The following is a 25,386-nucleotide window of genomic DNA, read 5'->3' on the forward strand; positions in this document are numbered from 1 at the left end:
ATAAAAATTGTTTTAAAAAAAGAATAAAAAAATTAAAGAGTAAAATCTAATTTCTTATCTAAACTTGTTAAAACTTCACTATTCTTTTTAACAAGAACATCATCCTCAATACGTACACCAAATTCTCCAGGAATATAAATACCTGGTTCTGCTGTAATAACCATGTTTTCTTCTAAAACACCCTCAGATTTTGATGAAATATTTGGATTTTCATGAATATCTAAACCAAAAGCATGACCAGTACTATGTATAAAATACTCACCATAACCATACTCACTTATAACATCCCTTGCTGCTTTATCAACATCAGCAAATTTAACACCTGGACTTATTGTTTTAATAGCTTCTTTTTGAGCTTCAAGAACTATGTTCCAAATCTCTTCTTGACGTTCAGAATCAATAAAAGTCCTTGTTATATCAGAACAATAATGATCATATCTTGCACCCCAATCAACCACAATAGGAGTTTCAACACGATTCATTGAAGTTTCAGAATGGGGAGAACTGGAACGAGACCCACTAGCTACTATTGTATCAAATGCTGGTTTATTAGATCCATTAATTGTCATGTCAAATTCTAAAGATGCAGCAGCAAATTTTTCAGTACTTGTAAAATCAATCTCTTTAATAGCATTTTCTGCTATTCCAATGGAATTTCTTATTTTTGTTATTTCCTCTTTAGTTTTAGTTTTTCGCATATCTTCAATTACATTAGATACACTTAATTTATTATAATCATCAGATAAAAATTGTAAAAATTCAAAGTCAAGAGATTTTTCAATGGCTATTTTTCCATTTAATAACTCATTTACTTTACCTAGACGTTCAATATCCCTTACTTCAATTGAAGATTCCCTTTGAGCATCAACCTTATCAATACTATTTACATATAATATTGGTTCTTTATTTATAATTAAATATGCAAAACTTGATGGATAAAAATCAGAAATATATTTTATATTTTCTGGTTTATATACAAACATAGAATCAATATTTTCTTCTTGCAATTGATTTAATATTTCCTCATTTTTCAAATAAAATTCCTCCACTGGTTCTTATAATCTATTATGAAAATTAAATTTTTTTACTATATCATATTATATATTAGAAACATTATATAAAGTAGAATAATAAATAATTATAATACTAATATAAAATAAAAACAGTTGGAGGATTAGAATGCTTCAATTTTCAAAAACAGAAACTAAAGATTTGAGTATAGCTATTATAGTAATAACATTATTATTTGCATATTTATACAGTAATGGTACATTTGGAATGATGATATATTTGATTCCTATTTCACTAGTTACTATTGGACTTAGTTTTATATTACATGAACTTGGACATAAATATGTAGCACAAAAATATGGATTTTTTGCTGAATTTAGAAAATGGAATACAGGACTACTCATAGCAATAATAACAGGTTTATTTGGATTTATATTCCTAGCACCTGGTGCAGTATATATTGGTTCATATACAGGAATAATTACAGATGAAGAAAATGGAAAAATTTCAATAGCAGGACCAATAGTAAATATAATTCTTGCAGTGATATTCTTATTAATTGAAATTAGTTTAAAACCATTTTTCTTATTATCATCACCCCTATCCACATATTTAATGATAACAGCAATGATAGGATTCCATATTAACAGTTTCCTTGCATTATTTAACTTATTACCTATACCTATGTTAGATGGTTCTAAAGTTATGAAATGGAATCTTCCATTATGGATTGTAAGTATAGTGGTTGCAGGCCTATTAACATATGCTTCCTACTCATCCATATTATTATAGTAACCTAAAAAAATAGTTTTTACTATAAACTATACTTCTTATTTTTTTCAAGATATTAATTTCTAATTATCAACTACATGATTCCATTTAAATATATTTTCTACTAATTAAAACAAAAGATTATAAAATCCATAAAATAATAAAAAACAAAAAATACATAACTATATCTTAATAACTAATTTAAGATAAAAAAAAAGATAATAATTGATAAATATGTTAAATGAATCTCCTATTACTTATAAAACATCAACACATAGAACAAGTTCTCCTGAAAAAACCTTGGAAAAAATATCTAAAATAACTACAGATATTGGTCTAACAAGAACTTCAAATATAACACATTTAGATAGAATAAAAATACCTGTTTTTACATCTGTAAGGCCACTTGCCAAAGAAGGTGCTGTTAGTGTTTATGCTGGAAAGGGTCCCACAGAGATACATGCAAAGGTTTCATCCATTATGGAAGCAGTTGAAAGATATTCTGCGGAAATACAAGGAACTGAAAACACAATACTAGAAAAATATAATCCAGAAAACTGTCTTAATCCTGAAAGTCTAATTTTACCAAGAAATTCCTATAATGATAATGCATTAGAATGGATTAAGGGATATTCTATTAAAACTTCACGTGAAATATACATACCTGCTAATGTAGTATTCCATCCATATACAACAGAAGATGTTCATCATATATGTTTATCAAATACTAATGGTTTGGCATCAGGAAATACAATAGAAGAAGCAATATTTCATGGAATGATGGAAGTAGTTGAAAGAGATGCATGGAGTTTATTTGAAGCATTTAAAGAGAATAAACCTGAAATTAATTGTAAAAATGCAACTAATGAATATGTATGTGAATTAATAGAAAAATTTAGAAATGCTAATGTATATATTAAATTACTTGACTTGACAAGTGACAATGATATTCCTACAATAGGTGCTGTATCTGAAGATTTAACTCTTAAAGATCCTGCATTACTTACACTTGGTATTGGAACACATCTTGATGCAAATATTGCAGCCATACGTGCTATTACAGAAGTTGCTCAAAGTAGAGCAACCCAAATACATGGAACTCGTGAAGATACTACCAGAGCAAATCTCTTAAGAGATACAGGTTATGATAGAATGAAACGTATAAATAGACATTGGTTTAGAAAATCAGATGAAACTATAAATATTGAAGACATACCTGATAAATCAAAAAATTCATTTAAGGAAGATATTGAATTAACAATGAAACTTCTTGAAAAAACTGGAATAAAAGATGCTTATTATGTTGATTTAACACGAGATATAAATATACCAGTTGTACGTGTAATAATACCAGGTATGGAGTTATTTAGTGTTGATTCATCACGTGTGGGTAATAGACTAAAACCTAAGGACTTAATAATATAGGAAGGATTAGATGAAACAAGTTATAATTATGAGAACAGATCTTAAAATGGGAAAAGGAAAAATTGCTGCCCAAGCATGTCATGCTAGTTTAAATTGTTATAAGAATGCCGATAAATCAAGACTCAGAGCATGGGAACTTAGTGGACAGAAAAAGGTTGTTCTTAAAGTATCTTCTGAGAAAGAATTATTAGAACTTAATAGCATTGTAAAAGAGACTGATCTTCCACATTCATTAATTACTGATGCTGGTCATACACAGATTGAACCTTCTACAAGAACTTGTTTAGGAATTGGTCCAGGGTCTGATGAAGAGATTGACAAGTTAACTGGTCATCTAAAATTATTATAGAAGGTATGTTATGGTAACTGTTGTTAAAATAGGTGGAAGTTTATTTCCAGAGCATGTTAATAGGTTATGTGAATGTTTTAAAAAATCTAAGGAAAAAATTGTTTTAATTAATGGTGGTGGCGACTTAGCAAATATTTTAAGAGAATATCATGAAGAATATAACTATTCTAATAATGTTAATCATTGGACTGCAATAGAATGTATGAATATTATTGGAAAATTAATTGCTGATAAAAATAGGAATATTACTTTAATTAAAAAGTTAGATGAAATTGTATTAGTTCATAAAACAGATAAAATCCCATTATTATTAACATACGACCTATTAAAAGAAGAAGATCCATTAGATCATTCATGGAATGTTACTAGTGATTCTATAGCATGTTGGGTTGCAAGTAAAATAAATGCTAAACTATTAATATTAACAAATGTAGATGGTATATATAGCGGTAACATTTTCTCAAATAACAAAAAACTTATTAAAAAAGTAAATGCAAATGAACTATTATTTTTTGAAGAAACTTCTGTAGATAAATGTTTACCAAAATTACTAATTAAATATCATTTAAACTGTTATGTAATAAATGGCAAATATCCTGATAGGGTGCTAGCTCATTTAAACAGTGACCATACAATGAATAATGTTTATACATATATAGGAGGAAAATAATATGGCAGAAAAAATGATTTGTACTTCTTGTAAACAAGAAATATCACCAATAGATAAATATGTAAAATTCCATTGTCCTGAATGTGATGCAGAAATTTACAGATGTCCTAAATGCAGAACTTTTGGACATGAATACACATGTGAATGTGGATTTAAAGGACCTTAAATAATTCAAAATTAAATAAAATCTTAAGGAGAAATATTAATGTCTGATGTAGCAGCAATATTAAAAGTAATGCCTGAAAGTCCTGAAATTGACTTAGAAGCATTGAAAGAAACTATTAAAAATACAATAGATGCTGATTCTTTTGAAAGAATTGAAGAAGAACCTATTGGATTTGGATTAATTGCATTAAATGTTACTATTGTAGTTGATGATGGTGAAGGTGGAACTGAACCAGCAGAAGAAGCATTAGCAGCACTTGATGAAATTCAATCTGTTGAAGTAACTGATGTTAGAAGATTAATGTAAGTGTATTTTTTATACTTACAATCACTTTTTTATATTCTTTTTTTATATTTTAGTCTTTTTTAATATTTTAGATAAAAGATAAGTATTACTTATTTTATAAATAGTATTAATAGATTATGTTTGATATTTTAATTACTTTGATATTTGGAATAATCATTGGTACAATCACTGGAATAATGCCAGGATTACATGTAAATACTGTTGGAATTATAATATTTTCAACATCCCCCACATTACTTTCTATTACAAATCCACTAGTTATTTCCACATTTCTTGTATCTATTGCACTAACACATGCAATGATAGAATTCATACCCTCATTGCTTATGGGAATTCCAAGTGAAGATACTGTTTTATCAGTACAACCAGGACATAGAATGTTATTTAAAGGAGAATCTATGGGTGCAATACGACTTGTTAGCTTTGGAGGATATTGTTCCATTGTTTTATTGATTATTATAATGCCAATTCTTTTTATAGTATTACCTTTAATATATTATGGATTAAAAGAATACATTGGTATTTTATTAATTATTATAATGATTTTAATATTATATTTTAGTAATAAGAGTAATAATAAGCGTTTAATGAGCACTCTTATATTTTTAGTCTCGGGAATTATGGGGTTAGTTCTATTAAATGGTAATTTAGGTAGTAATATAGCTCTTCTTTCCATGTTATCAGGATTATTTAGTGTAAGTAATCTAATATACTCCATCAATAATAATTCCAAAATTCCACATCAAAAAGATATAAAGAATATTGTAATTGACTCTAAATTTAAAAAATCAGTTTTTGCTGGCAGTATTTCAGGTTGTATTATGGGATTATTACCAGGCCTTGGTCCAGCCCAAGGTACTTTAATTGCACAGATTATTACATTAAATAAAGACATAAAAGTTGATAATTTTCTAGTCACAAATAGTGGAATTAATGTTTGTGACACATTATTTTCATTGATTGCTATTTATTTAATTAGTAATCCACGTAGTGCTATAAGTGTTTATGTTAATAATTTAATTGAAGATATCACATTGATTCATATATTATTTTTTATATGTGTTAGTTTAGTATGTGTTTCAGTTACATGTGTTGTTTCAATTAAGTTAGGTGATTTATTAATTAAAAATATAAAAAAAGTTGATTATAATAAATTAAATATTTTTATTGTTGTTTTAATAAGTATGATTGTATTTTTTTATACAATATTAAGTCAGGGATGTATATGGTATGTAATACTTTGTTACATTACAAGTATTAGCCTTGGAATTTTAGTAAATACACTTGATTTAAGTAAAAGTAATTTAATGGGTGTTTTAATTATCCCCTCTATTTTAACATATATTGGTATTATATGATATAAATCTCTTTACATATTTTTTTAAGAAAGGTTTCATATCCACTAGTATCCACACCTGGAAAAGCATCAATTAGTCCCACATCATATCTTTGATTAGTACAACTCAAATTACAAATATCCTCTTGTGTAATTTCATATTTATCACATGGAATGTTATTTAATTTAAGATTTGTTTCGGTTGTATCTACTGCTATATCATATATATCATTGAAATGTACTTTTTTTGCATTTTTTAAAAGAGCATAGATTCCTAGTGTTCCTGCCCCACACATTGCATCAAGGACTGTTGGATTATCATATTTATTAAGAATTTCATTTACCTGTTTTAATTTTAATGATTCTTCCTTAGGATATTCTATATGAATTTTTGATTGTGGTTTATATAAACAAATTTCTCCAACATCAGTTTTTTGAATATCACACCTAATATCACATCCAGATTGTAATTTATAGTTATGAATACCATTATTTTCATTTAATTGTCCTACAGTATTGTTTATATCTCCTTTAATCACTGATTTTATCTCTGGAACAGAATTATAAATTTTTTCAGATGTTTTATTATCAGTATGCTGTGTTATTAAAACTAATGATTTTTCTGGTAAATATGGTGATGTTTTTAATGGAACTGCAGGAGTTATTAATGGTGTACCTACCTTTCTTATTGAACTAGTTGTTGATAAAAAACCATTTTCAATCATTATCTTCAATACATGTGCCATTACAGTATCAATGTGTCTTTTATTACAACTAGTACATTTTTTATAGTTTTTATCAACATCATCTAGATTTAACTGTCTTTTTATTGGAATTGATTTCTTTAATTTCTTTGTATAACAGTCAGAACATGGATTATATCTTGTCTGTATATCTTCAAGAACCTCATTTCGTGATATTATACAATTTCTTTTACACCTACATTTCATAATAATAGTATGGTATTTATTATAAAAATAATTTAGAAAATAAATTGTAATACTATTTATTAAATAAGTAATAAATATAATAGAGCAACACATTATGAAATACATGGAAATATATAAAACTAAAAAGGAACCACAATTAGATAAAACTGAAATACAAGAATATCAAAAAATAAAAGAAAAAATAATACAACAAGAAATTAACAATGAAAAATCTATAATAAATAAAGATGTAATTCATGAATTAATAACTAAAAATACCACAAATCATAAAATTCTAAATAAATTATTACATGATATTCAAGGATATGGTAAAATAGATGACATGATAAATGACGATGACCTCGAGGAAATAATGATAATAGGAAGTAAAAAACCAGTATATGTTTATCATAGAGAAAAAGGAATGATGTTAACCAATATAAAACTAAATAATATGGAAATACGCCAAATAATTGATAAAATAGCAAATAATATCCAAAGAAAAATCAATAAACAAAGCCCAATACTAGATGCAAGACTAGATGATGGAAGTAGAGTAAATGCAACAATACCCCCAATTACTGCAGATGGTCCAACATTAACAATAAGAAAATTTAGAAAAAATCCTTATACAATCTTTGACTTAATAAATAAAAATACCTTAACATTAAATTTAGCAGCATTTCTCTGGATAGTAATTGAAGGATTACATATTAGACCATCCAACATCATAATAGCTGGTGGAACTGGTTGTGGAAAAACAACAACACTCAACACAATATCATCATTTATACCACAACATGAAAGAATTATAACAATAGAAGATACTCTTGAATTACAAATACCACACAAACATATCATTAGAACTGAAACAAAACCACCCAACATTGAAAATAAAGGTGAAATAACAATGGATTTACTACTAAAAAACTCCTTAAGACAACGTCCTGATAGAATAATTATAGGAGAAGTAAGATCAAACGAAGCAATAACATTGTTTACAGCATTAAATACTGGACATTCTGGTATGGGAACATTACATGCTAATTCAACATATGAAACAATAACACGACTAACAAACCCACCAATGAGCGTTCCAAACATTATGATCAAATCAATAGATTTTATAATAATGCAAAAAAGAATTTATCATCCAAAATATGGAATTATAAGGCGAATAACTGATGTAGCTGAAGTTGTTGGAATGGAGAATAATAAAATTCAATTAAATACAATATACAAATACAATTCAGTGAATGATAGTATAAAATACACTGCAATAAATTGTAATGCATTGAATAAAATAGCATATCTTACAGGACTCACATACAAACAAGTACATGAAGAAATACATGAAAGAGAAAAATATTTAGAAAAATATCATGATAAAAACATGAATATAGAAAAAGTACATGAAATTATAAATAATTACCATCAAAAGACATTATGAGAGAATTTATAGAATATGTGGGATTTAAAACAATAAAACTTTATTTACATATAACTAAGAAAAAGAAAATTGAAAATAAAATTCAAAGAGATGTTGATGAGAAAGTAACTACCAAGTTACTAAAAGATAAACAATATAATCTACCTATTAAAAAGATAATTTTTTTAATATGTATTGGAGTTATTCTATGTATTTTCAATATAACATATGCCATTGAAGTATTTATGATAACACTTCTTTATATTTTATTTAAAAGAAATCTACCCAAATATAAAAAAGAAAAAAAGAGAAAAGATATTTTAAAAGTTATACCCTATGTTTTAAGAGAATTATCAATAGAATTAAAGGCAGGTATTGGATTATTTGATGCTATTGAAGAAGTTAGTAATGGTAATTATGGTCAGTTATCTAAGGAATTTAAAATAACATTGAATGAAATAAAATATGGTACTAATTATATTGAAGCTTTTGAAAATTTATCAAAACGTATTAATTTACCTATTATGGAAAAAATAGTTAGTCATATGAATAGAACAATAATTAATGGTGGTAATCTTGCAGATACTTTGAATATTTTAGCTAATGAAAATTCACGTAATATGCAAATTAAATATAAGGAATATTCTGAAAAATTAAATTCATTGATGATACTGTATATGTTTACTACTGTAGTTATACCTGTAATTTTATTTATCATGATAATTGCAGCTACAACTGTTATAGGTCCCATAGTTAAGGCAGAAATATTGTTAGTGTTATATTTGTTTTTCTTTCCCATTATAATAGTATTCTTCATTATAATTATAAAAAGACTTGAACCAACTTTATAGAAAAAAAGATAAATATCAGAGTTTACACAAGTAAACTCTTATTTTTTTAATTATTTAAGCAGTGTAGAATAATTTATCATCACTGATTGTGTTATTTATTATTCCTAAATCCTTTTCAGTGTTCATAAATGTATGTATATTGTCTTTGTATGTATCATTTAAGTCAGATACCCAACTCATATTACTAAGAATTCCTTTTTCAACAGTTTCATTAGGTACAATATTTTTAGGTAAGTATTGTACACATCCTTCTGGATCAGATTCTAATTTTTCTGTTGCTTTTTTATGAATATCTGCAATTTTTTGAACTTGTTGTGGATGTTTATCAATGAAGCTTTGTGATACAGCAACTACACAACATGGATGATTACTTAATATACTACTAGAATCTTCTATTAATGTTTGATTATTTACTTGTGTAGCTATTGATACATATGGTTCATATGTTAACATTGCATCAATACTTCCAGTTTTTAATGCATCATTCATACTTGCTACTTTCATACTAGGACTTGTTATGTCATTTATAGACATGCCATGTTTTTTCAAGTCATATTTTAGTAACATGTATTGTATTGAAGCTTCTCCTGGTGTTGCTATTTTTTTTCCTTTTAAATCTGTTATGGATTTAATATTAGGATCTTTTGTTACTAATCCACTTCCTTCTGTTTGTGCTCCAGCAATTACTTTTACAGGAACTCCTTTTTGTATTGAAGACAATACTGGTGTTATACCTACATACCCTACATCTACAGTACCACTTGCCATAGCTGTCATTAAGTCTCCACCATTATTATATTCATGTAATTCTACTTTTAATCCTGCATCAGTATACATATTTGAAGCATTTGCTACAAATAGTGCTGCATCGTGATCACTAGGCAGATAACCTATTGATACTGTGTTATCATCATTACTTGATGTGAAGTAAAATACTGCTCCAGCAATGATAATTAAAAGCACTACTGCAATGCCTATATATTTTTTATTAACCATTTTTTTCTTTTCTCCAATATATTTAAAATCATTTATTTATAATTAATATTTTTCTAATATATTCTATTAACAAAAAATAACAATTGTTAATAGATTTATTGTTAATATATAATAAATATATCCCAAAATACAAAAATCCACTAGAAAAAAACTAAAAAACATTGAATAAAATTTTAATAAGTATTAAATTATAAAATAATTATAATCAAAAGAATGAAGGAAAGAAATTGACAAAAAAAGAAGAAGATTATATAAAGGAATTCGCCCAAGATCGAGAAATTATCAGCCCTTTTCTCATAAAACAAAAAGAAATGAAAAAAACAAAAACAAACACATCATATCTTGAAGTAACACTACAAGACAAAACAGGACAAATAAAAGGTAGAATGTTTAAACACAGACCATTTAAAACGTATGCAAAGATAGAAAAAAATACTGTGTGGAATATTGTTGGAAAAATACAAGAATTTCCAACTGAGAGTGGAAGATTTAATATATTAATTGAAAGTATGAACCCAACAACAAACTACAATGAAGAAGATTTTATAAGAAAAGTAGAAGACTATGATAAACATGTAGAATTTCTATTTAACACCATAGAAACAATTGAAAATATCCACCTAAAAAAATTATTAAAAGAATTTTTTAATGATGAAGAATTTAAAAATAATTTTTTAACAGCACCTGCTGCAAAAATACATCATCATAATTATAAAGGAGGACTACTTGTTCATACAAATGAAGTAATAAAAATATGTCAAACAATAACATACATCTACAACAAAATCAACTATGATTTACTAATAACTGGAGCAATACTTCATGATATAGGAAAAATTGAAACATATGACTATGAAACTGAAAACATTGAAATGAAATATGAAGGAATCATGTTAGATCATCTATTTATTGGAGCAAATATGATAGAAAATAGAATTAAAAAAATTGATGCACCCAAAAAACTTAAAATACAACTAATACATATGATACTTAGTCATCATGGAGACACATCCCTTGGATGGGGTTCTGCAGTGAGTCCAAAAACTCCTGAAGCATTAGCACTACATCATGCAGATGATATGAGTGCAAAAATTACCAGTTCATTAGAAAATAAATAATAATTAAATTTATAATAGAATAATATAAAATATAATAATTAATTAATTATGAATTAATAAACAAATTTCAAATATTTTATCAATTTATACTTCATAATTTTTTTTAAAGGTGTTAACATGGATAAAATTAAAATAGCAATTGTCGGAATGGGTAACTGTGCTAGTTCTTTAATACAAGGAATTTACTATTATGCAGATAAAACAGAAACAGATGTCGATGGCCTAATGCACTGGACTATAGATGGATATAAACCATCAGATATAGAAGTAGTAGCAGCAATTGATATTGATAAGAGAAAAGTAGGAAAAGATGTAAGTGAAGCAATATATGCTAAACCAAACTGTACAACAATCTTCTATCCAAATATGGAAAAAACTGGTGTAAAAGTAACAATGGGACGAGTACTTGATGGTGTAGCACCACATATGTCTAATTATAAAGATGATTCAACTTTTATAATCTCTGAAGAAGCAGAAAAATCCAAAGAAGAAATAGTCTCATTATTAAAAGAAAGTAAAGCTGAAATGTTAGTTAACTATTTACCAGTTGGATCTGAAGAAGCAGGAAAATTCTATGCTGACTGTGCACTTGAAGCAGGAATAGCATTTATTAATTGTGTACCCATATTCATTGTAAGTGACCCTGAATATGAACAAAAATTCAAAGAAAAAGGATTACCATGTATTGGTGATGATATAAAAGCACAAATTGGTGCTACTATTACACATAGAACATTGGCTAACCTATTTAAGGATAGAGGTGTAATATTAGATAAAACATATCAATTAAATACTGGTGGTAACACGGACTTTTTAAATATGTTAAATCATGATAGATTATCATCTAAAAGAGAATCTAAAACAGAAGCTGTACAATCAGTCCTAGCACATAGATTAGATGATGATAACATACACATTGGTCCAAGTGACTATGTTCCATGGCAAAAAGACAATAAGTTATGTTTCTTACGTATGGAAGGTAGAACATTTGGTGATGTGCCAATGAATATTGAATTAAGATTAAGTGTAGAAGATAGTCCAAACAGTGCTGGATGTGTAATTGATGCTATACGTTGTTGTAAATTAGCTCTTAAAAGAAATATTAGTGGTGCACTTACATCTATCTCATCATATACAATGAAACACCCACCAATTCAATATACTGATGATGTAGCTCATGATAAAGTTACTGAGTTTATTGAAGGAGAATTGGAAAGATAGATTCCCATTCCACTATTTTTTTTTAATAACTTATTCTAAAACAATCAATATTTAAATAATTATTTTAAAATCGAATTTTATATTATTATTTTTATGAAAAATAGAATAAATGGAGTTTATAAAAAAAGTAATGTAAAATAATTTACTCATTTTTAATTACTTCTTTATGTTCATTATTTGGAACTATTTGCATTTTACCATCATCATAAACTGTTTTTAATTCACTTCCATCCATCATATAATGAAGACAAATAGCTAAAGCTGCAACTTCAGAGTGTGGTTGATTTGTAACACTTAAATTCCAGTCTGCAGCTTCATAAACATCTGTTGGAACTCGTGATCCTCCAACAATTATAAGTTTATCACGATTATTATCCCTAATTGTAGGAACTACATCTTCAACATGTTTTCCATACATAGTTAAATGTATAATTTCAAATCCTTTCTGTTTATGTTCCTTAATAACTGGCCTATAAGCTTTTTGATATTCAACTTCAAAATCACCACCCCAATTTTCTACAACTTTTTGTGCAGATTCAATAATATGTTTATCATGTTCTCCACTTAAAATTACTTTATCTGCTCCAAAAGCACGAGCTGTTAAACAAACATGAGTTGTGATTCTTGTATCTCTTCCAAGTCTATGATCTAATCTTAAAACTGTTATCATTTATTAATCCTCTTTTTTCTACAATAACATTATGTTTAAATTTAATATTATAAATAATAGTGATACTACTTTTGCTATTTCATTAGATGCACCAAAGATATCCCCAGTAACACAACCAAATGATTTATCAGCAACATTTGATAAATACAATCCAGAAATAACTGATGCAAATACTGCCATAACACCTGATGCATTTAATAAAAAGTAACCTATTATTAATGAAATTATAATAGTAAATATTAATATTTTATAATCCATTCCTTTTTTAATTTCCTTACCAATTCCATTAGAATCAGTTCTTCCAAATACCATTGATGTAATCATACTTAACTTTGCACATAACTCCATTAATATAATTGAAGCTATTAAATACTGTGCTGGAACTGATGAAAGTGCTGCTATTGTCATGATTGCAATTATGAAAAAGGTTGCAATTCCACCAGCACCCACCATTGAATCACGCATAATACTTAATCGTTTTTCTGGTTCTCCATGTGCCATTAAGCCATCACCCATATCAAGAATACCATCAACATGATTAAATCCTGTAAACCATATTAAAAAACAATAAAGCATTGTTGCTGTTAAAAAACTTGAAAATCCAAATATATTTGAAAGTATATATGCCATTACTGCTCCAATTATCCCAATACCCAGACCAATATATGGCCAGAGTATTACAGAACCAGACATTTGTTCTATTGTAACGTATCTTTTAATAGGTATTCTTGTTGAAAAGGAAATTAAACCTAAAAAACCGGTGAGTGATGGTTTTACCTTAGCTTTTCCTTGAACATTTTTTTTGTTTACATTAACCATAAATTATCCTCTTTTATAAATCCAATTTAACAATACATCCAGAGACTAAAGCCATAACAATACCTTTTGTGAATGGTTCAAATTCTAATAAATTCAAATCATCTTTAATTTTATTAAAAACAGACACTGCTTCCTTACCTGCTATTTGATTTACCATATTTAAACATAATATATTAGCAGTATTTTCTATGTTAGTGTTGTTTTTGATAACTATTCTTTCATTATTATAATCTTCTTCCAATCTAATAATAGCAACAATATACGCTACTATATTCACATCATCTAAGATATTTTCTAATTGATTTACAAATACATTATGAGTTATGTCTTTAGTAGTAACTTTCCTAGCAACATCTTCAATTATATCTAATGAAATGTTAGCATCACGTAAATATTTTACAATGTTTCTTGGATATCCTAGAACTTTGAATGATTGTCTTAGAGCTTCATCAACAATTTCTTTTACTTCATAAAACAATGAAATATCAAATGGTAATGAAACTTCAGATTTCTTTCTACATGCAATGAAAATCGTGTTATAGAAGTTACCTAATTGGTTATCCAGCCTATTTTTATTCAATGCATTAACATCCCATGAAGTTGTTGAAATAGTTTCACTAACAGTTCTAAATAAATTCATTAATGTTAGATTATCTAGTGAAGTATCAATTAGTACTGTGATATTTGTAAAGAATTTTCCTTGTATTTCTTCAACAGTACTTACTACAGCTATTCCATTTCTTTCAACAAGAATTCTATCTAATAGGGGATTATTATAATAATGATTATTTATTTTATTAGAATATTTAAAATCATAATTTTCCCTATTAGCTAAAATATACAAAGGTTCTTCACTTTCAAAAATAAGACCATTACCTTCCTCATAACTAATTATTCCATCCAATTCAATATCCATACTCTGCCTCCTATTAATTGTTAAAAAAAAATAATTTTAATATTTAAGTAATTATATTTTTATTAATAATAAGATAAAAATGTATTATAAAATTTATTCTATAAAAAACAAATTTACTTAATAAATGAAGATTAAAATTTAAAAAAAAATGAATAAGAAAAACAATTAATATACTAGAAAAATAGGAGATTAAATATGGTTTTAATAATTGATGGACAAACATCGGGACTTGCAGGAAATATGTTTATTGGAGCATTTATTGATTTAGGTGCTAATAAAGATGATATTATTAATGTTATTAAAACTTATGCTAATGAATTTGGTGATATAGATATTACCATAACAAAACAACCAAAATCAGGTATAATGTGTACATATGCCCAAATTAACACAACAGATAAGAGTACACGACATTATAATGAAATTATTGAAAAATTAGATGATATAACACAAAAACATTATCCAGACAATGAAATTATATTAAAAACAATAAATTTATCTAAAAAAATATTTAAAACACTTGCCATAGCTGAGTCTAAAGTTCATGGAAAATCATTAGATCAATTACATTTCCATGAAGTAGGATGTGCTGATGCTGTAGCTGATATAATTGGTTCATCATATGCATATTATCTACTAAATCTTGATAAAGAAAAAGTATATTCTCTTCCAGTTGCAACAGGTAGTGGAACTGTGAAAACACAACATGGTATTCTACCAGTACCTGCTCCTGCAGTACTTAACATACTAAAGAATGTTCCAACTATTGGGGGATGTGTTAATACTGAAATATGTACACCAACAGGATGTGCTATTCTTGTAAATATTACTGATGAGTATGTATCATCATATCCTTATGTTACAAGAAAAACTATTGGATATGGAGCTGGAAAAAAGGATCTTGAAGTTCTTAATGCACTAAGATTAGTACATGCTAATAGTGTAACTAAAAATGATACTGTAACCATATTAGAGACAAATATTGATACTTTAAGTGGTGAAGTTCTTGGAAGTTTATATGATAAACTATTATCTGAAGGTGCAAGGGATGTTACAATCACACCTACAATAATGAAAAAAAATAGGCCAGGACAAATCATTAAGGTTATATGTAGAAATAATGATGCTCAACATATAACAAATGTTCTTATGGAGGAAACTGGAACATTAGGTGTTCGTGTAATTCCAACTGTACATAGAGGTGTTGCAATTAGAGAAAATATTCATGAAAAAATAAATATCAATGGTACCTGGGAAGATGTAAGATTTAAAATAGGGTATATTAATGATAAGATAATTAAATGTACTCCTGAATATGATGATATTAAAAAAATAGCCAATAAAACATCCATTCCTATTAAAGATTTAATAAAATATGTAGAAATGGAATATAGAATAAATAATAGAGGAGATTAAATGAAACCTAAAGCAATAACTGTACTCTCTGGAGGATTAGATTCAACAGTTGCCACATCAATTTATGCAAATGATTATGATATAACTGCAATCACATTTAATTATGGTCAACAAAGTATAAAACAAGAATTAAAACATGCAAAAATGATATGTGAAAAATTAGATATGAAACATATTGTAATAGATCTTCCATGGCTTAAAGAAATTAGTAATTCAAGTTTAACAACAGATAAAAGCATACCTCAACCAAGTGATAATGACTTAGATGATTATGATAAATCTATTGAAACAGCAAAATCTGTATGGGTTCCTGCAAGAAATACTGTTTTTTGTAGTATTGCCTTATCATATGCTGAAAGTATTCAAGCCAAAATAATTATTGTAGGATGGGATTATGAAGAAGCTGTTACATTTCCTGATAATTCAAAAGAATACCTGAAATCTTTTAATGAAACTATAAAATATGGTTCTTTTGATGATATTGAAATTAAAGCTCCCTTAATTGACATGACAAAAGAAGATATTGTTAAAAAAGGTCATGAAGTAAATGCTCCTATGAATATAAGTTATTCATGTTATGTTGGATGTGACACACACTGTGGAGTATGTGAATCTTGTAAAAGAAGAAAAAGAGCATTCACAAGAGCAAATGTAACTGATTATACAGAATATGAAAAATAGGTGATTAAAATGAGTAACATTGAATATGAAGTTAAAAGACAACGTAAAACTCTTACTACCAAGGAATTTTATGATAGATTTTCAAACTTTGAAGTAGTTCAAGGTTACTGTAGAGGATGTTCAAGATATAATACTAATTATTCTTGTTCTCCACTAGATATAGATATTCAAAATTATATTGAAAGTTATGATTACATAGATATCGTTATAACCCAGTTGTTTTTCAATAAAGAAGATTATCAAGCTATTTATAGTCCTGATGAATTAAATGATATTTTAAATAACACATTTTTTATAGAAAAGAAAAAGACTGTAGATATACTTTTAGATGAAGAAAAAAAGTATGTAAAATCAGAATGTATCACTGGTCCATGTAATTATTGTAGAAGTGATTGTAAAAAAGAGTATGATGAATGTATTCATCCTGAAATAAGACGTTACTCCTTAGCATCACTTGGAATAGATAGTGCTAAAATATTAAAAGATTTATTTAATATTGATTTAATATTAATTGAAGGTAAACTTCCAAAATATCTAAATAATGTTTCATCAATATTATACTCAAAATAAGATTATAAAAAAAAAGTAGAAAGAGATTGTTTTAATCAATAACCATTAAAACATCATCTTTTTCTACAGTATCCCCTTCATTAATGAAGATTTCTGATATTTGTCCAGATCTATCTGCTTTTACATCATTTTCCATTTTCATAGCTTCTAGAACTGCAACTGTATCTCCTTCATTTACCTTATCCCCAATTTTTACTTTAAGTTTAACTATCATACCTTGCATTGAAGATGTTAAACCATTTTCTATAGAGGTTTTAATTTGTTTTGATGATGGCTCCATTTCCATGTAACCTGTAGGTAATACTTTTACACTGAATGTTTCCCCATCAACTTCCACATCATATGATGTTGGAATACTTGATGCACTGTATTCCACTTTAGGTTCTGGAATCTCTTCTACAACTGCTTCTCCTTTAAGGAATTTTTCACCAATTGTAGGATATAATACATATGTTAAAAGATCTTCATCTTTTTTAATTAAACCTTCAGATTCTATTTTTTCTTTTGCTTCTTCAAGTTCTGGTTCTATAAGATCTGCAGGCCTACATGTGATAGGTTCTTCATCACCATTTGCTTTTTTATATAATTCTTGATTTATTTCTGCTGGTGCTCTACCATATGCTCCTTTAAGATATTCTTTTACCTCTTTTGTAATGTTACCATAACGTTCACCAGATAATACATTCATTACTGATTGAACTCCCACAATTTGACTTGTTGGTGTTACAAGTGGTGGATATCCTAGATCTTTTCTAACTTTTGGTATTTCTTTAAGTACATCTTCATACTTATCAATAGCACTTTGTTGTTTAAGTTGTGAAACAAGGTTAGATAACATTCCTCCAGGTACCTGGTACATCAATACATCAGTATCAACTTTAGAAGCTAATGGATCGAATAATGCAGCATATTTTTCATTTAACTCTGCAAAGTAATCTTTTATTTTAGATAATGCTTTTAAATCAATACCTGTATCATATTCTGTTCCTACTAATGCTGCCACAACACTTTCTGTTGGTGGTTGTGCTGTTCCTCCAGAAAATGGTGAAATTGCTGTATCTAACATATCCACTCCTGCTTCAATTGCAGCTTCATAACTCATTAATGTCATTCCACTTGTACAATGACTGTGTAAGTTAACATCTAAGTCAACTTCATCTTTTAATGCAGTGACTAATTTACCAGCAACATCAGGAGTAATTAATCCAGCCATATCTTTTATAGTTATAGCATCACAATCCATTGCTGCTAATTCTTTTGCAAATTCAACATATTTTTCAATTGTATGAACTGGACTGATTGTATAACTGATTGTACCTTGAACATATGCTCCTTGATCTTTAGCAGTTTTAATGGACATTTTCATATTTCTAGAATCATTTAATGCATCAAATATTCTGAAAATGTCAACCCCATTTTCATAAGATTTTTCAACAAATGCTTTTACTACATCATCTGCATAATGTTTGTAACCTACTAAGTTTTGTCCTCTTAGTAACATTTGAATTGGAGTTTTATTTAGATGTTCTTTAAATATTCTAAGCCTTTCCCATGGATCTTCATTTAAAAAACGTATACATGTATCAAATGTTGCTCCACCCCAAGCTTCTAATGAGAAATAACCTACTTTATCCATATCTTCTATAATTGGAACCATATCTGCAGTTCTCATTCGAGTAGCAATTAATGATTGATGTGCATCTCTTAATGCAGTTTCTATTATTTTCACTTTTGCCATTTAGACACCTTCTTTGTTTTATTCAAGATTAAATTTATATGTAAGTGTTTTTATGCTTAAACTTATTATGGCAGTATAATTAATTAATTTGAGTACCTACGATATTACATTGAATTAGTTAAATGTTATTTCATAATATATTCAAAAACTATTTTCGTATAATACTCCTATTATCAAAAATATAAATAAATTTTCCATAACTTTTTTATTCTGTTTTTTATTTTTGTTTAAAGTAATATACTTAATTTACTATTATTATGAATGAAAAATTTGAATATATCTTAATAATAACTATAAAATTTTTAAAAAAAAGAATTTAATAAGAAAAATAGTATAAATAGATTCACATCTAAATATCTATTTTAATCTTTTACCTGTAACAGGTTTTTTGTTTTGCCAACTGTATCTTCTTAATCTTTTAGATCTTCCAAATCCACAAGATGCACAGTATTTTTTTGTTGGATTGTAAGCATTTCTACCACATCTTCTACATCTGATATGGTTTTTCTTATTACGTTTTCCGAATGATGGTGTTCCTTTCAATTTCACAACCTCCTAGTAATATGTAAATAATAAATAAATATAAAACCTTTTTTTAAAAAAAGGTAAAAATAGAGAATAAAATTAAATTTTATTCCTTCTATAAGATATACACCTCGTATATCAATACCTTAAATGTATAAATAGTAAATTTCAGGTATATTTTTCTAATAAGGACGATTAATATTAATAGATTTGAAAACTACTAATGTCCTTTAAATAATTATCCTGGTGATATGTATACTATGTTATCTCCACGAACTAAAACAACGCCTAATCTACAGATAGATTCACCATCTTTTATTTCTTCAGCATCGTTTAGTACTAAATTCATATGCATGTCAAAACTTTGTAGAGCTCCTCTAAATTCTTTTCCACCTTTAAGTTTAATTAGAACTTGGGAATTTAAAGCTTGACCTAATGCATCTAATGGTCTAGATGTATTGTTATTATTTTTTTGATCATTCACTATTAATCACCTTATCAATAATATTAATTTATTTGTTCAGAATTATATTTAAATGTATCTATAATCCTAACTTTAATAAGTATTTATTCCTATTCTATTATTATATTTAATTTAGATATATGATATAAGTTTCTATTAAGTTCTATTATATTAATTTTTATAAAAAGGCCATTTAATAGATAATCATATATACATATAGTAAATAGAATATTTTACTATAAATAAAAATCAAATAATTACTATAAATCAAATAATTAATAGTCAGTATAGCTACAACTTCATTTTAGATTAATAAAATTTTATAATTCTAAAAATAGAGAGTAAAAAACTGTATATGACATTTTATTAACTTTTAAAAAGAATAGAAATATAAATTATTTAGACTAATAAACAATTGCAAAAAAACAAAAATAATTATATAAAAAAAATCATAATCTAATCTTAAAGGTTGATTGAGAAATTGAAAATTAAAAAAAGAAATTTCTTGAAAAATAAAAAAATTAAAGAGATTAAAGAAGAACTAGGAAATTACAGTATAATCATTCCTAAAAAAGCAAAGGTAGAATTATTAAAAATAGAAGATTTACCAAATATTCTTTTAATAAATGGAGAACCACTTTTAATGCAGACAGAAAATAAAATAATACCAACACTTAAAGCTGTTCTATCATTAGAAATTACAGAAAAATATGCTACAGTAGATATGGGTGCTATAAATTTTGTTATTAAAGGTGCAGATATTATGTCACCCGGTATTGTTGATGCAGATAAAACAATAGTTGCTGGTGAAACTATAGTTATTATTGAAGAAACACATAAAAAACCAATTGCTATTGGAACTAGTTTAATTTCTGGTGAAGAAATGATTGAAAATAGTAAAGGTAAAGCTATTGAAAATTTACATTATGTTGGAGATACTATTTGGGACTTAAAAATATAGGAGTTAAAAATAGAATGTCTTCAAATAATATTAAATTAAAATATGATTCAGGAAATATATTATCTAAAGATGTACATAGTATAGGAATCATTGCATTAGGTTCACATAGAGAAAATCATGGTGCTGCTCTTCCTATTGATACTGATTCAAAGATAGCTGCAAATGTTGCATTAAATGTAGCTACTAAGACTGGTGCCACTTTTCTAGGTATTTTTTATGGAGCTACTGAATATGATTATATTAAACATGGCCATCATTTAAAAAAAGATGATCTTGTAAATAAACAAATAATACCACAACTAATTAATATAAAAAAGCAATTAAATATTAAGTCTGTAATTATAGTAAATGGACATGGTGGTAACAATCTTATTATAGAGGATATTGATAAAATATCCAAAAAAACAGAACTAAAAATTATATTCAACAATTCAATTATTGAAAGTGAAGGTCCTCATGCATGTACTGGTGAATTATCAATGGGTGCTGTGTTAGGTATTACTGATATGACTTCTCTTAAAGAACATGAAAATTTTATTAAACACCCTGAAGTTGGAATGGTTGGCCTAAAAGAAGCAAGAGATAATGAGCCAATAATAAATAAAGAAGCCCTAACTATTGAAAAAGAAGGTTTTGAAGTTAACATGATACTTGGACAAGATATGCTAGAAAATGCTCAAAAAGAAATAATTAATGAGGTTAAAAAATTATTATAATCTAATTTCTTCCCTCTATTTTTTTAATTAAATTCCTACAATTATTACTTAAATTCTTATTATTAAATGCAAGACTTATTCTAGATATTGCTTCTAATGTTCTAATTACCTGATCAAGCCAACTGAAAATATCTCCAGGATAGATATGTACATCATAATTTGTCATGAAATACTTACTAATATGATTTGGATCCCACCCATGTAATCTTTGTCTTATTATCTTATCAGAAATATTTACTTCCAGACAATTACAAAAAGGTTTTTCTTGACAATTACATGATAAAAAGTCAATTTGTAGTGAAATTAACTTATCTGTATATTGTGGATCTATTTTTGCAATAACATCCCCCGTTGTTATAATATCTCTTGTTGAATCTGCAAATAGTCTTGAACTTACATTTGTTTTTAAAGCAGATGAAAGTCTGTTAATCAATCGACTACTAAGATATGCACTGTCAAATGGTTCTAATTTTTCAACAGTTACGAGTGGATCTTGTTTTAAATGTTTTTTAATATATTCTGCCTTATATATTTTTAAAAAGGATAAAGATACTGCTCTTCCATACTTTGTAGCCATATACATATTTTTTTTACCATTAATATTTTTAATTAATTTCTTATCATACAATACATCCATAACTTCATCAAAAAGTATAGGTGTTTCTAGTTTATCATATTTATCTTTGAGATTTTGTGTATTTGCATTTCTTATTGCACTAATATCTGCAAGTACCTGTTCATAAACATCATCTTCACTATACTCCACATTTATATTATCCACATCACTATCTAATAATTCAATTGCAACTTGTTCTTCTGAATCTCCATTATATTCCTTTCCAAGTTCTGGAAGTAAATATACCCTACCAATATCATGAAATGATGGTCTTCCAGCACGACCCAACATCTGTGAAAATTCATTGTTTGTTAACCATTTATTTCCCATTCTAAGTGTTTCAAACAAGACCTGCGAAGCTGGAAAATCCACCCCTGCAGCTAATGCTGCTGTAGTTACAACGGTTGATATTTGTTGATTTGCAAATTCCTTTTCTATCTTTAATTTTTTAGAATAGGAAAGACCTGCATGGTATGCTGCTGTTGTAAGTCCTTTTTTTGATATTTGTTGTGCAATTTGGTGTGTTTTACGTCGTGAATTTGTAAAGACTATTGTTTGACCCTTATAACCCTTAGATGATTTTGAATCAAATTCCTTCTTAGATAATCTGGCAAGTAGATCTTTTTTCTCATATTCACTTTTTGCAAAGATCAAATGACGTTCCAATGGAACTGGTCTTTCCTTATATTCAACAAGTTTCATTTTAAAATCATTTGCTACTTGTTTCGAATTTTTAACTGTTGCTGATAATCCTATTAACTGTGCTTTAGGAAAGATTGTCATTAATCTTTGAACTAAGCCATTTAGTCTTGGACCTCTTTCTTGTTCATCAAGCATGTGAATTTCATCAATAACAACAGTGCCAATATTTTTTAGTTCATTATAATTTCCAGAACGTAAAATAAAATCTAATCCTTCATATGTTGCAACGATTATATCTACATTTTTCACAGATTTATTTGCTATTGTAAGTTCTCCTTTAGCTTTCACACGATTAGAACCTACTTTAATTGCAACATTTAACCCTAATGGTTTGTATTGTTTTTTAAAATCCCTATATTTTTGGTTAGCTAATGCTACAAGAGGTGTTAGATATATTAATTTTTTGTGATTCAATGCCTTTGGAATTCCTGCTAATTCTCCAACCAATGTTTTTCCTGAAGCAGTTGCAGATACTATGAGTAAATTTTCATTCTTAAGAAGTCCTGCTTTAAGAGCTAATATTTGTACAGGTAATAAATATTTTACTTTTTTAGCAAGAATATTTTTAAATGATTTTGGAATATTTAATTTTTTAACACTTATCTTTGGATATTTTGCTTTTTTTACATTGATTTTATCATAAATTGTTAAATTATCATGTTTAATAGGATTAAAATGAGGATCAAAAATCTGTAAAATTTTTTCTAAATCATGTGTCTTCTTAAGTAATTTCCTAAAACTTGGATATGACACATCAGAATATCCTTTTAAATGCATCACATGTTTAATTTCCTTTTCAGCACAATGTTTACAAATATATTCCCCATATAATTTGTATGAAGCTGATTTTTTTAGTATTGTTATGTTACCTTCAAATGTACAATGTCTACATATATTTGTTAGTTTATATGGAATATTAAGTGAATTTAACATTGATTCTATTTCTTCATCTTCAGTAGCAAGTAGTACATTCTGTTTTCTTAATGTTCTAATAACATCCTTTGGTGATTTTAATGTTTCAACATTATCTTGTTTTATAATAAATCGTTGAGGTCTTATTTTGCCATTGTCTTCATGTAACTTAAAATAACTATAAAATAATGGTTTTCGTTGATTATTAAGGGCACCCTTTGCTGAACCTATAGGATATAATTCAATTATTTTTTTATTACGTCTTAGTATTATCATGTTATCAAAAAAATTTTTTTACTTATAAAACATTTTTTTTCTTTCAGTTATATCTATACTATATATTTCTTAATTCTATAATATTTTTATTTAGAAAAATAAAATATCATATTTAAATAAATGTTTTAACATAGCCATATATACAAGAAAATAGAGTAAGTTAAAAAACAAAAATTCTAAAATAAAGGTGTGAAATTATATGTATAATATGGGAGCATCAACAAAACCAGGATATGATATTGCTAATAAAAGTAGAGAAATTATTAAATCATTAATTGATGATGAAACTAAGAATTTAACATATGAGGAACGAGACATAGTTGAACGTGTTGTACATTCTACAGCAGACCCAGAATATGCCAAACTTGTTAAAATATCACCCACATTTGTAGAAACTGCACTTGATTGTTTTGATAAAAAAGAAGATATTCTTACAGACATAAATATGGTTAAATCAGGAATTACAAGGTATGATGGTAGAGTAATGTGTTATATCCGTGATGAAAGAGCAATTAAATTGGCTAAAAAAGAAGAAATTACTCGTTCAGCAGCTGCTATGAGAATTGCAGCTGAAGATGGATTTAAAGGAGTAGTTGCAATAGGAAACGCTCCAACAGCATTGTTTGAAGTAATGGAATTAGTTGAAGAAGGTCAAATGGATGCACGTGCAGTTGCAGGGGTACCTGTAGGATTTGTAGGTGCAGCTGATTCTAAAGAAGCATTATCCAAAACAAATATACCTTATGCAATTACAACAGGACCTAAAGGTGGAACACCAATTGCAGTTGCAATTATTAATTCATTATTAAATATTAAAAAATAAAAGA

The 25,386-nt window shown here is 27.0% G+C and carries 27 protein-coding genes; 17 read left to right on the top strand and 10 right to left on the bottom strand.

The features are described from left to right. Positions 1–32: 32 nt before the first annotated feature. Entirely contained in the window at positions 33–1,034 is a 1,002-nt protein-coding gene (locus tag A9758_RS04580; protein ID WP_011406733.1) for a Xaa-Pro peptidase family protein, read from the bottom strand. A gap of 145 nt (positions 1,035–1,179) precedes the next feature. On the opposite strand from A9758_RS04580, the gene A9758_RS04585 reads away from it, so the two are divergent. From A9758_RS04585 to A9758_RS04615, 7 genes are all read left to right on the top strand, one after another. Next, on the top strand, positions 1,180–1,803 hold the full coding sequence (locus tag A9758_RS04585) for a site-2 protease family protein (protein ID WP_011406734.1): 624 nt from the start codon (positions 1,180–1,182) through the stop codon (positions 1,801–1,803). 213 nt (positions 1,804–2,016) lie between these two features. Beyond that, complete coding sequence (locus tag A9758_RS04590) at positions 2,017–3,207, top strand: YcaO-related McrA-glycine thioamidation protein (RefSeq protein ID WP_011406735.1); 1,191 nt, start codon at positions 2,017–2,019, stop codon at positions 3,205–3,207. A 10-nt stretch (positions 3,208–3,217) separates the two neighbouring features. Continuing rightward, positions 3,218–3,556: a peptidyl-tRNA hydrolase Pth2 gene (gene pth2, locus A9758_RS04595; protein ID WP_011406736.1), complete on the top strand. Its 339-nt coding sequence runs from the start codon at positions 3,218–3,220 to the stop codon at positions 3,554–3,556. Between the two features lie 10 nt (positions 3,557–3,566). Further along, complete coding sequence (locus A9758_RS04600) at positions 3,567–4,226, top strand: amino acid kinase (protein WP_011406737.1); 660 nt, start codon at positions 3,567–3,569, stop codon at positions 4,224–4,226. Between the two features lies 1 nt (position 4,227). Next, positions 4,228–4,392, top strand: a complete 165-nt coding sequence (locus A9758_RS04605) for a zinc finger domain-containing protein (RefSeq protein WP_011406738.1) — start codon at positions 4,228–4,230, stop codon at positions 4,390–4,392. Positions 4,393–4,431: 39 nt separating this feature from the next. Then, entirely contained in the window at positions 4,432–4,698 is a 267-nt protein-coding gene (locus tag A9758_RS04610) for an elongation factor 1-beta (RefSeq protein WP_011406739.1), read from the top strand. Between the two features lie 116 nt (positions 4,699–4,814). Beyond that, entirely contained in the window at positions 4,815–6,056 is a 1,242-nt protein-coding gene (locus A9758_RS04615) for a tripartite tricarboxylate transporter permease (RefSeq protein ID WP_011406740.1), read from the top strand. Here the strand turns inward: A9758_RS04615 and A9758_RS04620 are convergent. Next, the gene (locus A9758_RS04620) at positions 6,049–6,984 is read right to left on the bottom strand and encodes a 50S ribosomal protein L11 methyltransferase (protein ID WP_052273667.1); all 936 of its coding nucleotides are present in this window, start codon (positions 6,982–6,984) and stop codon (positions 6,049–6,051) included. The two genes, A9758_RS04615 and A9758_RS04620, sit on opposite strands and share 8 nt — an antisense overlap. A 94-nt stretch (positions 6,985–7,078) precedes the next feature. Here A9758_RS04620 and A9758_RS04625 point away from each other — a divergent pair, with 94 nt between their 5' ends. After that, a complete protein-coding gene (locus tag A9758_RS04625) occupies positions 7,079–8,413 on the top strand; it encodes a CpaF family protein (protein WP_011406742.1) in 1,335 nt (444 codons plus the stop codon). Beyond that, positions 8,410–9,243, top strand: coding sequence for a type II secretion system F family protein (locus A9758_RS04630; RefSeq protein WP_011406743.1), 834 nt, complete (start codon positions 8,410–8,412; stop codon positions 9,241–9,243). Before A9758_RS04625 ends, A9758_RS04630 begins: the two co-directional genes overlap by 4 nt. Positions 9,244–9,297: 54 nt before the next feature. On the opposite strand, the gene A9758_RS04635 is transcribed toward A9758_RS04630, so the two are convergent. Beyond that, positions 9,298–10,239 (bottom strand): ABC transporter substrate-binding protein, encoded by a 942-nt coding sequence (locus A9758_RS04635; RefSeq protein ID WP_011406744.1) that lies wholly within the window; start codon positions 10,237–10,239, stop codon positions 9,298–9,300. A 227-nt stretch (positions 10,240–10,466) separates the two neighbouring features. Here A9758_RS04635 and A9758_RS04640 point away from each other — a divergent pair, with 227 nt between their 5' ends. Both A9758_RS04640 and A9758_RS04645 read left to right on the top strand, forming a co-directional pair. Continuing rightward, positions 10,467–11,357: a 3'-5' exoribonuclease YhaM family protein gene (locus A9758_RS04640; RefSeq protein WP_011406745.1), complete on the top strand. Its 891-nt coding sequence runs from the start codon at positions 10,467–10,469 to the stop codon at positions 11,355–11,357. 117 nt (positions 11,358–11,474) lie between these two features. Next, positions 11,475–12,578, top strand: a complete 1,104-nt coding sequence (locus A9758_RS04645; RefSeq protein WP_011406746.1) for an inositol-3-phosphate synthase — start codon at positions 11,475–11,477, stop codon at positions 12,576–12,578. Positions 12,579–12,720: 142 nt separating this feature from the next. Here A9758_RS04645 and A9758_RS04650 read toward each other — a convergent pair whose 3' ends face one another. From A9758_RS04650 to A9758_RS04660, 3 genes are read right to left on the bottom strand one after another with little or no spacing between them, the layout of a single operon-like run. After that, on the bottom strand, positions 12,721–13,248 hold the full coding sequence (locus A9758_RS04650; RefSeq protein ID WP_011406747.1) for a tRNA methyltransferase: 528 nt from the start codon (positions 13,246–13,248) through the stop codon (positions 12,721–12,723). Positions 13,249–13,266: 18 nt separating this feature from the next. Then, the gene (gene cobS, locus A9758_RS04655; protein WP_011406748.1) at positions 13,267–14,067 is read right to left on the bottom strand and encodes an adenosylcobinamide-GDP ribazoletransferase; all 801 of its coding nucleotides are present in this window, start codon (positions 14,065–14,067) and stop codon (positions 13,267–13,269) included. 13 nt (positions 14,068–14,080) lie between these two features. Then, entirely contained in the window at positions 14,081–14,983 is a 903-nt protein-coding gene (locus A9758_RS04660; protein ID WP_011406749.1) for a hypothetical protein, read from the bottom strand. Positions 14,984–15,178: 195 nt separating this feature from the next. Here A9758_RS04660 and larC point away from each other — a divergent pair, with 195 nt between their 5' ends. The 3 genes from larC to A9758_RS04675 are packed head-to-tail and all read left to right on the top strand — an operon-like array spanning position 15,179 to position 17,650. Then, on the top strand, positions 15,179–16,399 hold the full coding sequence (gene larC / locus A9758_RS04665; protein WP_011406750.1) for a nickel pincer cofactor biosynthesis protein LarC: 1,221 nt from the start codon (positions 15,179–15,181) through the stop codon (positions 16,397–16,399). Beyond that, positions 16,400–17,080: a 7-cyano-7-deazaguanine synthase QueC gene (gene queC, locus A9758_RS04670; RefSeq protein ID WP_011406751.1), complete on the top strand. Its 681-nt coding sequence runs from the start codon at positions 16,400–16,402 to the stop codon at positions 17,078–17,080. It abuts the gene before it with no gap. A gap of 9 nt (positions 17,081–17,089) precedes the next feature. Continuing rightward, on the top strand, positions 17,090–17,650 hold the full coding sequence (locus tag A9758_RS04675) for a DUF2284 domain-containing protein (protein WP_011406752.1): 561 nt from the start codon (positions 17,090–17,092) through the stop codon (positions 17,648–17,650). 31 nt (positions 17,651–17,681) lie between these two features. On the opposite strand, the gene oadA is transcribed toward A9758_RS04675, so the two are convergent. The 3 genes from oadA to A9758_RS04690 all read right to left on the bottom strand — a co-directional run bounded on the left by oadA (position 17,682) and on the right by A9758_RS04690 (position 20,397). Then, the gene (oadA, locus tag A9758_RS04680; RefSeq protein ID WP_011406753.1) at positions 17,682–19,388 is read right to left on the bottom strand and encodes a sodium-extruding oxaloacetate decarboxylase subunit alpha; all 1,707 of its coding nucleotides are present in this window, start codon (positions 19,386–19,388) and stop codon (positions 17,682–17,684) included. A 357-nt stretch (positions 19,389–19,745) separates the two neighbouring features. Next, complete coding sequence (locus A9758_RS04685; RefSeq protein ID WP_011406754.1) at positions 19,746–19,931, bottom strand: 50S ribosomal protein L37e; 186 nt, start codon at positions 19,929–19,931, stop codon at positions 19,746–19,748. A gap of 220 nt (positions 19,932–20,151) precedes the next feature. Then, positions 20,152–20,397, bottom strand: a complete 246-nt coding sequence (locus tag A9758_RS04690; protein WP_011406755.1) for an LSm family protein — start codon at positions 20,395–20,397, stop codon at positions 20,152–20,154. Positions 20,398–20,857: 460 nt separating this feature from the next. Here A9758_RS04690 and A9758_RS04695 point away from each other — a divergent pair, with 460 nt between their 5' ends. Beyond that, entirely contained in the window at positions 20,858–21,337 is a 480-nt protein-coding gene (locus tag A9758_RS04695) for an RNA-binding protein (protein ID WP_011406756.1), read from the top strand. Between the two features lie 14 nt (positions 21,338–21,351). Continuing rightward, a complete protein-coding gene (gene arfB / locus A9758_RS04700) occupies positions 21,352–22,053 on the top strand; it encodes a 2-amino-5-formylamino-6-ribosylaminopyrimidin-4(3H)-one 5'-monophosphate deformylase (RefSeq protein ID WP_011406757.1) in 702 nt (233 codons plus the stop codon). 1 nt (position 22,054) lies between these two features. On the opposite strand, the gene A9758_RS04705 is transcribed toward arfB, so the two are convergent. Then, on the bottom strand, positions 22,055–24,559 hold the full coding sequence (locus A9758_RS04705) for a DUF5814 domain-containing protein (protein ID WP_011406758.1): 2,505 nt from the start codon (positions 24,557–24,559) through the stop codon (positions 22,055–22,057). Between the two features lie 199 nt (positions 24,560–24,758). Between A9758_RS04705 and A9758_RS04710 the strand changes: the two genes are divergently transcribed. After that, the gene (locus tag A9758_RS04710; RefSeq protein WP_011406759.1) at positions 24,759–25,382 is read left to right on the top strand and encodes a cobalt-precorrin-8 methylmutase; all 624 of its coding nucleotides are present in this window, start codon (positions 24,759–24,761) and stop codon (positions 25,380–25,382) included. The last annotated feature ends 4 nt before the right edge of the window (positions 25,383–25,386 follow it).

This window comes from Methanosphaera sp. A6 (assembly GCF_001729395.1).
In the GTDB taxonomy this organism is placed as follows: Archaea; Methanobacteriota; Methanobacteria; order Methanobacteriales; family Methanobacteriaceae; genus Methanosphaera; species Methanosphaera stadtmanae.

Bases quoted from the DNA above. Each gene is read 5' to 3' on its own strand.
- A9758_RS04585 (WP_011406734.1), top strand. From the start codon at position 1,180: ATGCTTCAATTTTCAAAAACAGAAACTAAAGATTTGAGTATAGCTATT.
- A9758_RS04590 (WP_011406735.1), top strand. From the start codon at position 2,017: ATGTTAAATGAATCTCCTATTACTTATAAAACATCAACACATAGAACA.
- pth2 (WP_011406736.1), top strand. From the start codon at position 3,218: ATGAAACAAGTTATAATTATGAGAACAGATCTTAAAATGGGAAAAGGA.
- A9758_RS04600 (WP_011406737.1), top strand. From the start codon at position 3,567: ATGGTAACTGTTGTTAAAATAGGTGGAAGTTTATTTCCAGAGCATGTT.
- A9758_RS04605 (WP_011406738.1), top strand. From the start codon at position 4,228: ATGGCAGAAAAAATGATTTGTACTTCTTGTAAACAAGAAATATCACCA.
- A9758_RS04610 (WP_011406739.1), top strand. From the start codon at position 4,432: ATGTCTGATGTAGCAGCAATATTAAAAGTAATGCCTGAAAGTCCTGAA.
- A9758_RS04615 (WP_011406740.1), top strand. From the start codon at position 4,815: ATGTTTGATATTTTAATTACTTTGATATTTGGAATAATCATTGGTACA.
- A9758_RS04620 (WP_052273667.1), bottom strand. From the start codon at position 6,984: ATGAAATGTAGGTGTAAAAGAAATTGTATAATATCACGAAATGAGGTT.
- A9758_RS04625 (WP_011406742.1), top strand. From the start codon at position 7,079: ATGAAATACATGGAAATATATAAAACTAAAAAGGAACCACAATTAGAT.
- A9758_RS04630 (WP_011406743.1), top strand. From the start codon at position 8,410: ATGAGAGAATTTATAGAATATGTGGGATTTAAAACAATAAAACTTTAT.
- A9758_RS04635 (WP_011406744.1), bottom strand. From the start codon at position 10,239: ATGGTTAATAAAAAATATATAGGCATTGCAGTAGTGCTTTTAATTATC.
- A9758_RS04645 (WP_011406746.1), top strand. From the start codon at position 11,475: ATGGATAAAATTAAAATAGCAATTGTCGGAATGGGTAACTGTGCTAGT.
- A9758_RS04650 (WP_011406747.1), bottom strand. From the start codon at position 13,248: ATGATAACAGTTTTAAGATTAGATCATAGACTTGGAAGAGATACAAGA.
- cobS (WP_011406748.1), bottom strand. From the start codon at position 14,067: ATGGTTAATGTAAACAAAAAAAATGTTCAAGGAAAAGCTAAGGTAAAA.
- A9758_RS04660 (WP_011406749.1), bottom strand. From the start codon at position 14,983: ATGGATATTGAATTGGATGGAATAATTAGTTATGAGGAAGGTAATGGT.
- larC (WP_011406750.1), top strand. From the start codon at position 15,179: ATGGTTTTAATAATTGATGGACAAACATCGGGACTTGCAGGAAATATG.
- queC (WP_011406751.1), top strand. From the start codon at position 16,400: ATGAAACCTAAAGCAATAACTGTACTCTCTGGAGGATTAGATTCAACA.
- A9758_RS04675 (WP_011406752.1), top strand. From the start codon at position 17,090: ATGAGTAACATTGAATATGAAGTTAAAAGACAACGTAAAACTCTTACT.
- oadA (WP_011406753.1), bottom strand. From the start codon at position 19,388: ATGGCAAAAGTGAAAATAATAGAAACTGCATTAAGAGATGCACATCAA.
- arfB (WP_011406757.1), top strand. From the start codon at position 21,352: ATGTCTTCAAATAATATTAAATTAAAATATGATTCAGGAAATATATTA.
- A9758_RS04705 (WP_011406758.1), bottom strand. From the start codon at position 24,559: ATGATAATACTAAGACGTAATAAAAAAATAATTGAATTATATCCTATA.
- A9758_RS04710 (WP_011406759.1), top strand. From the start codon at position 24,759: ATGTATAATATGGGAGCATCAACAAAACCAGGATATGATATTGCTAAT.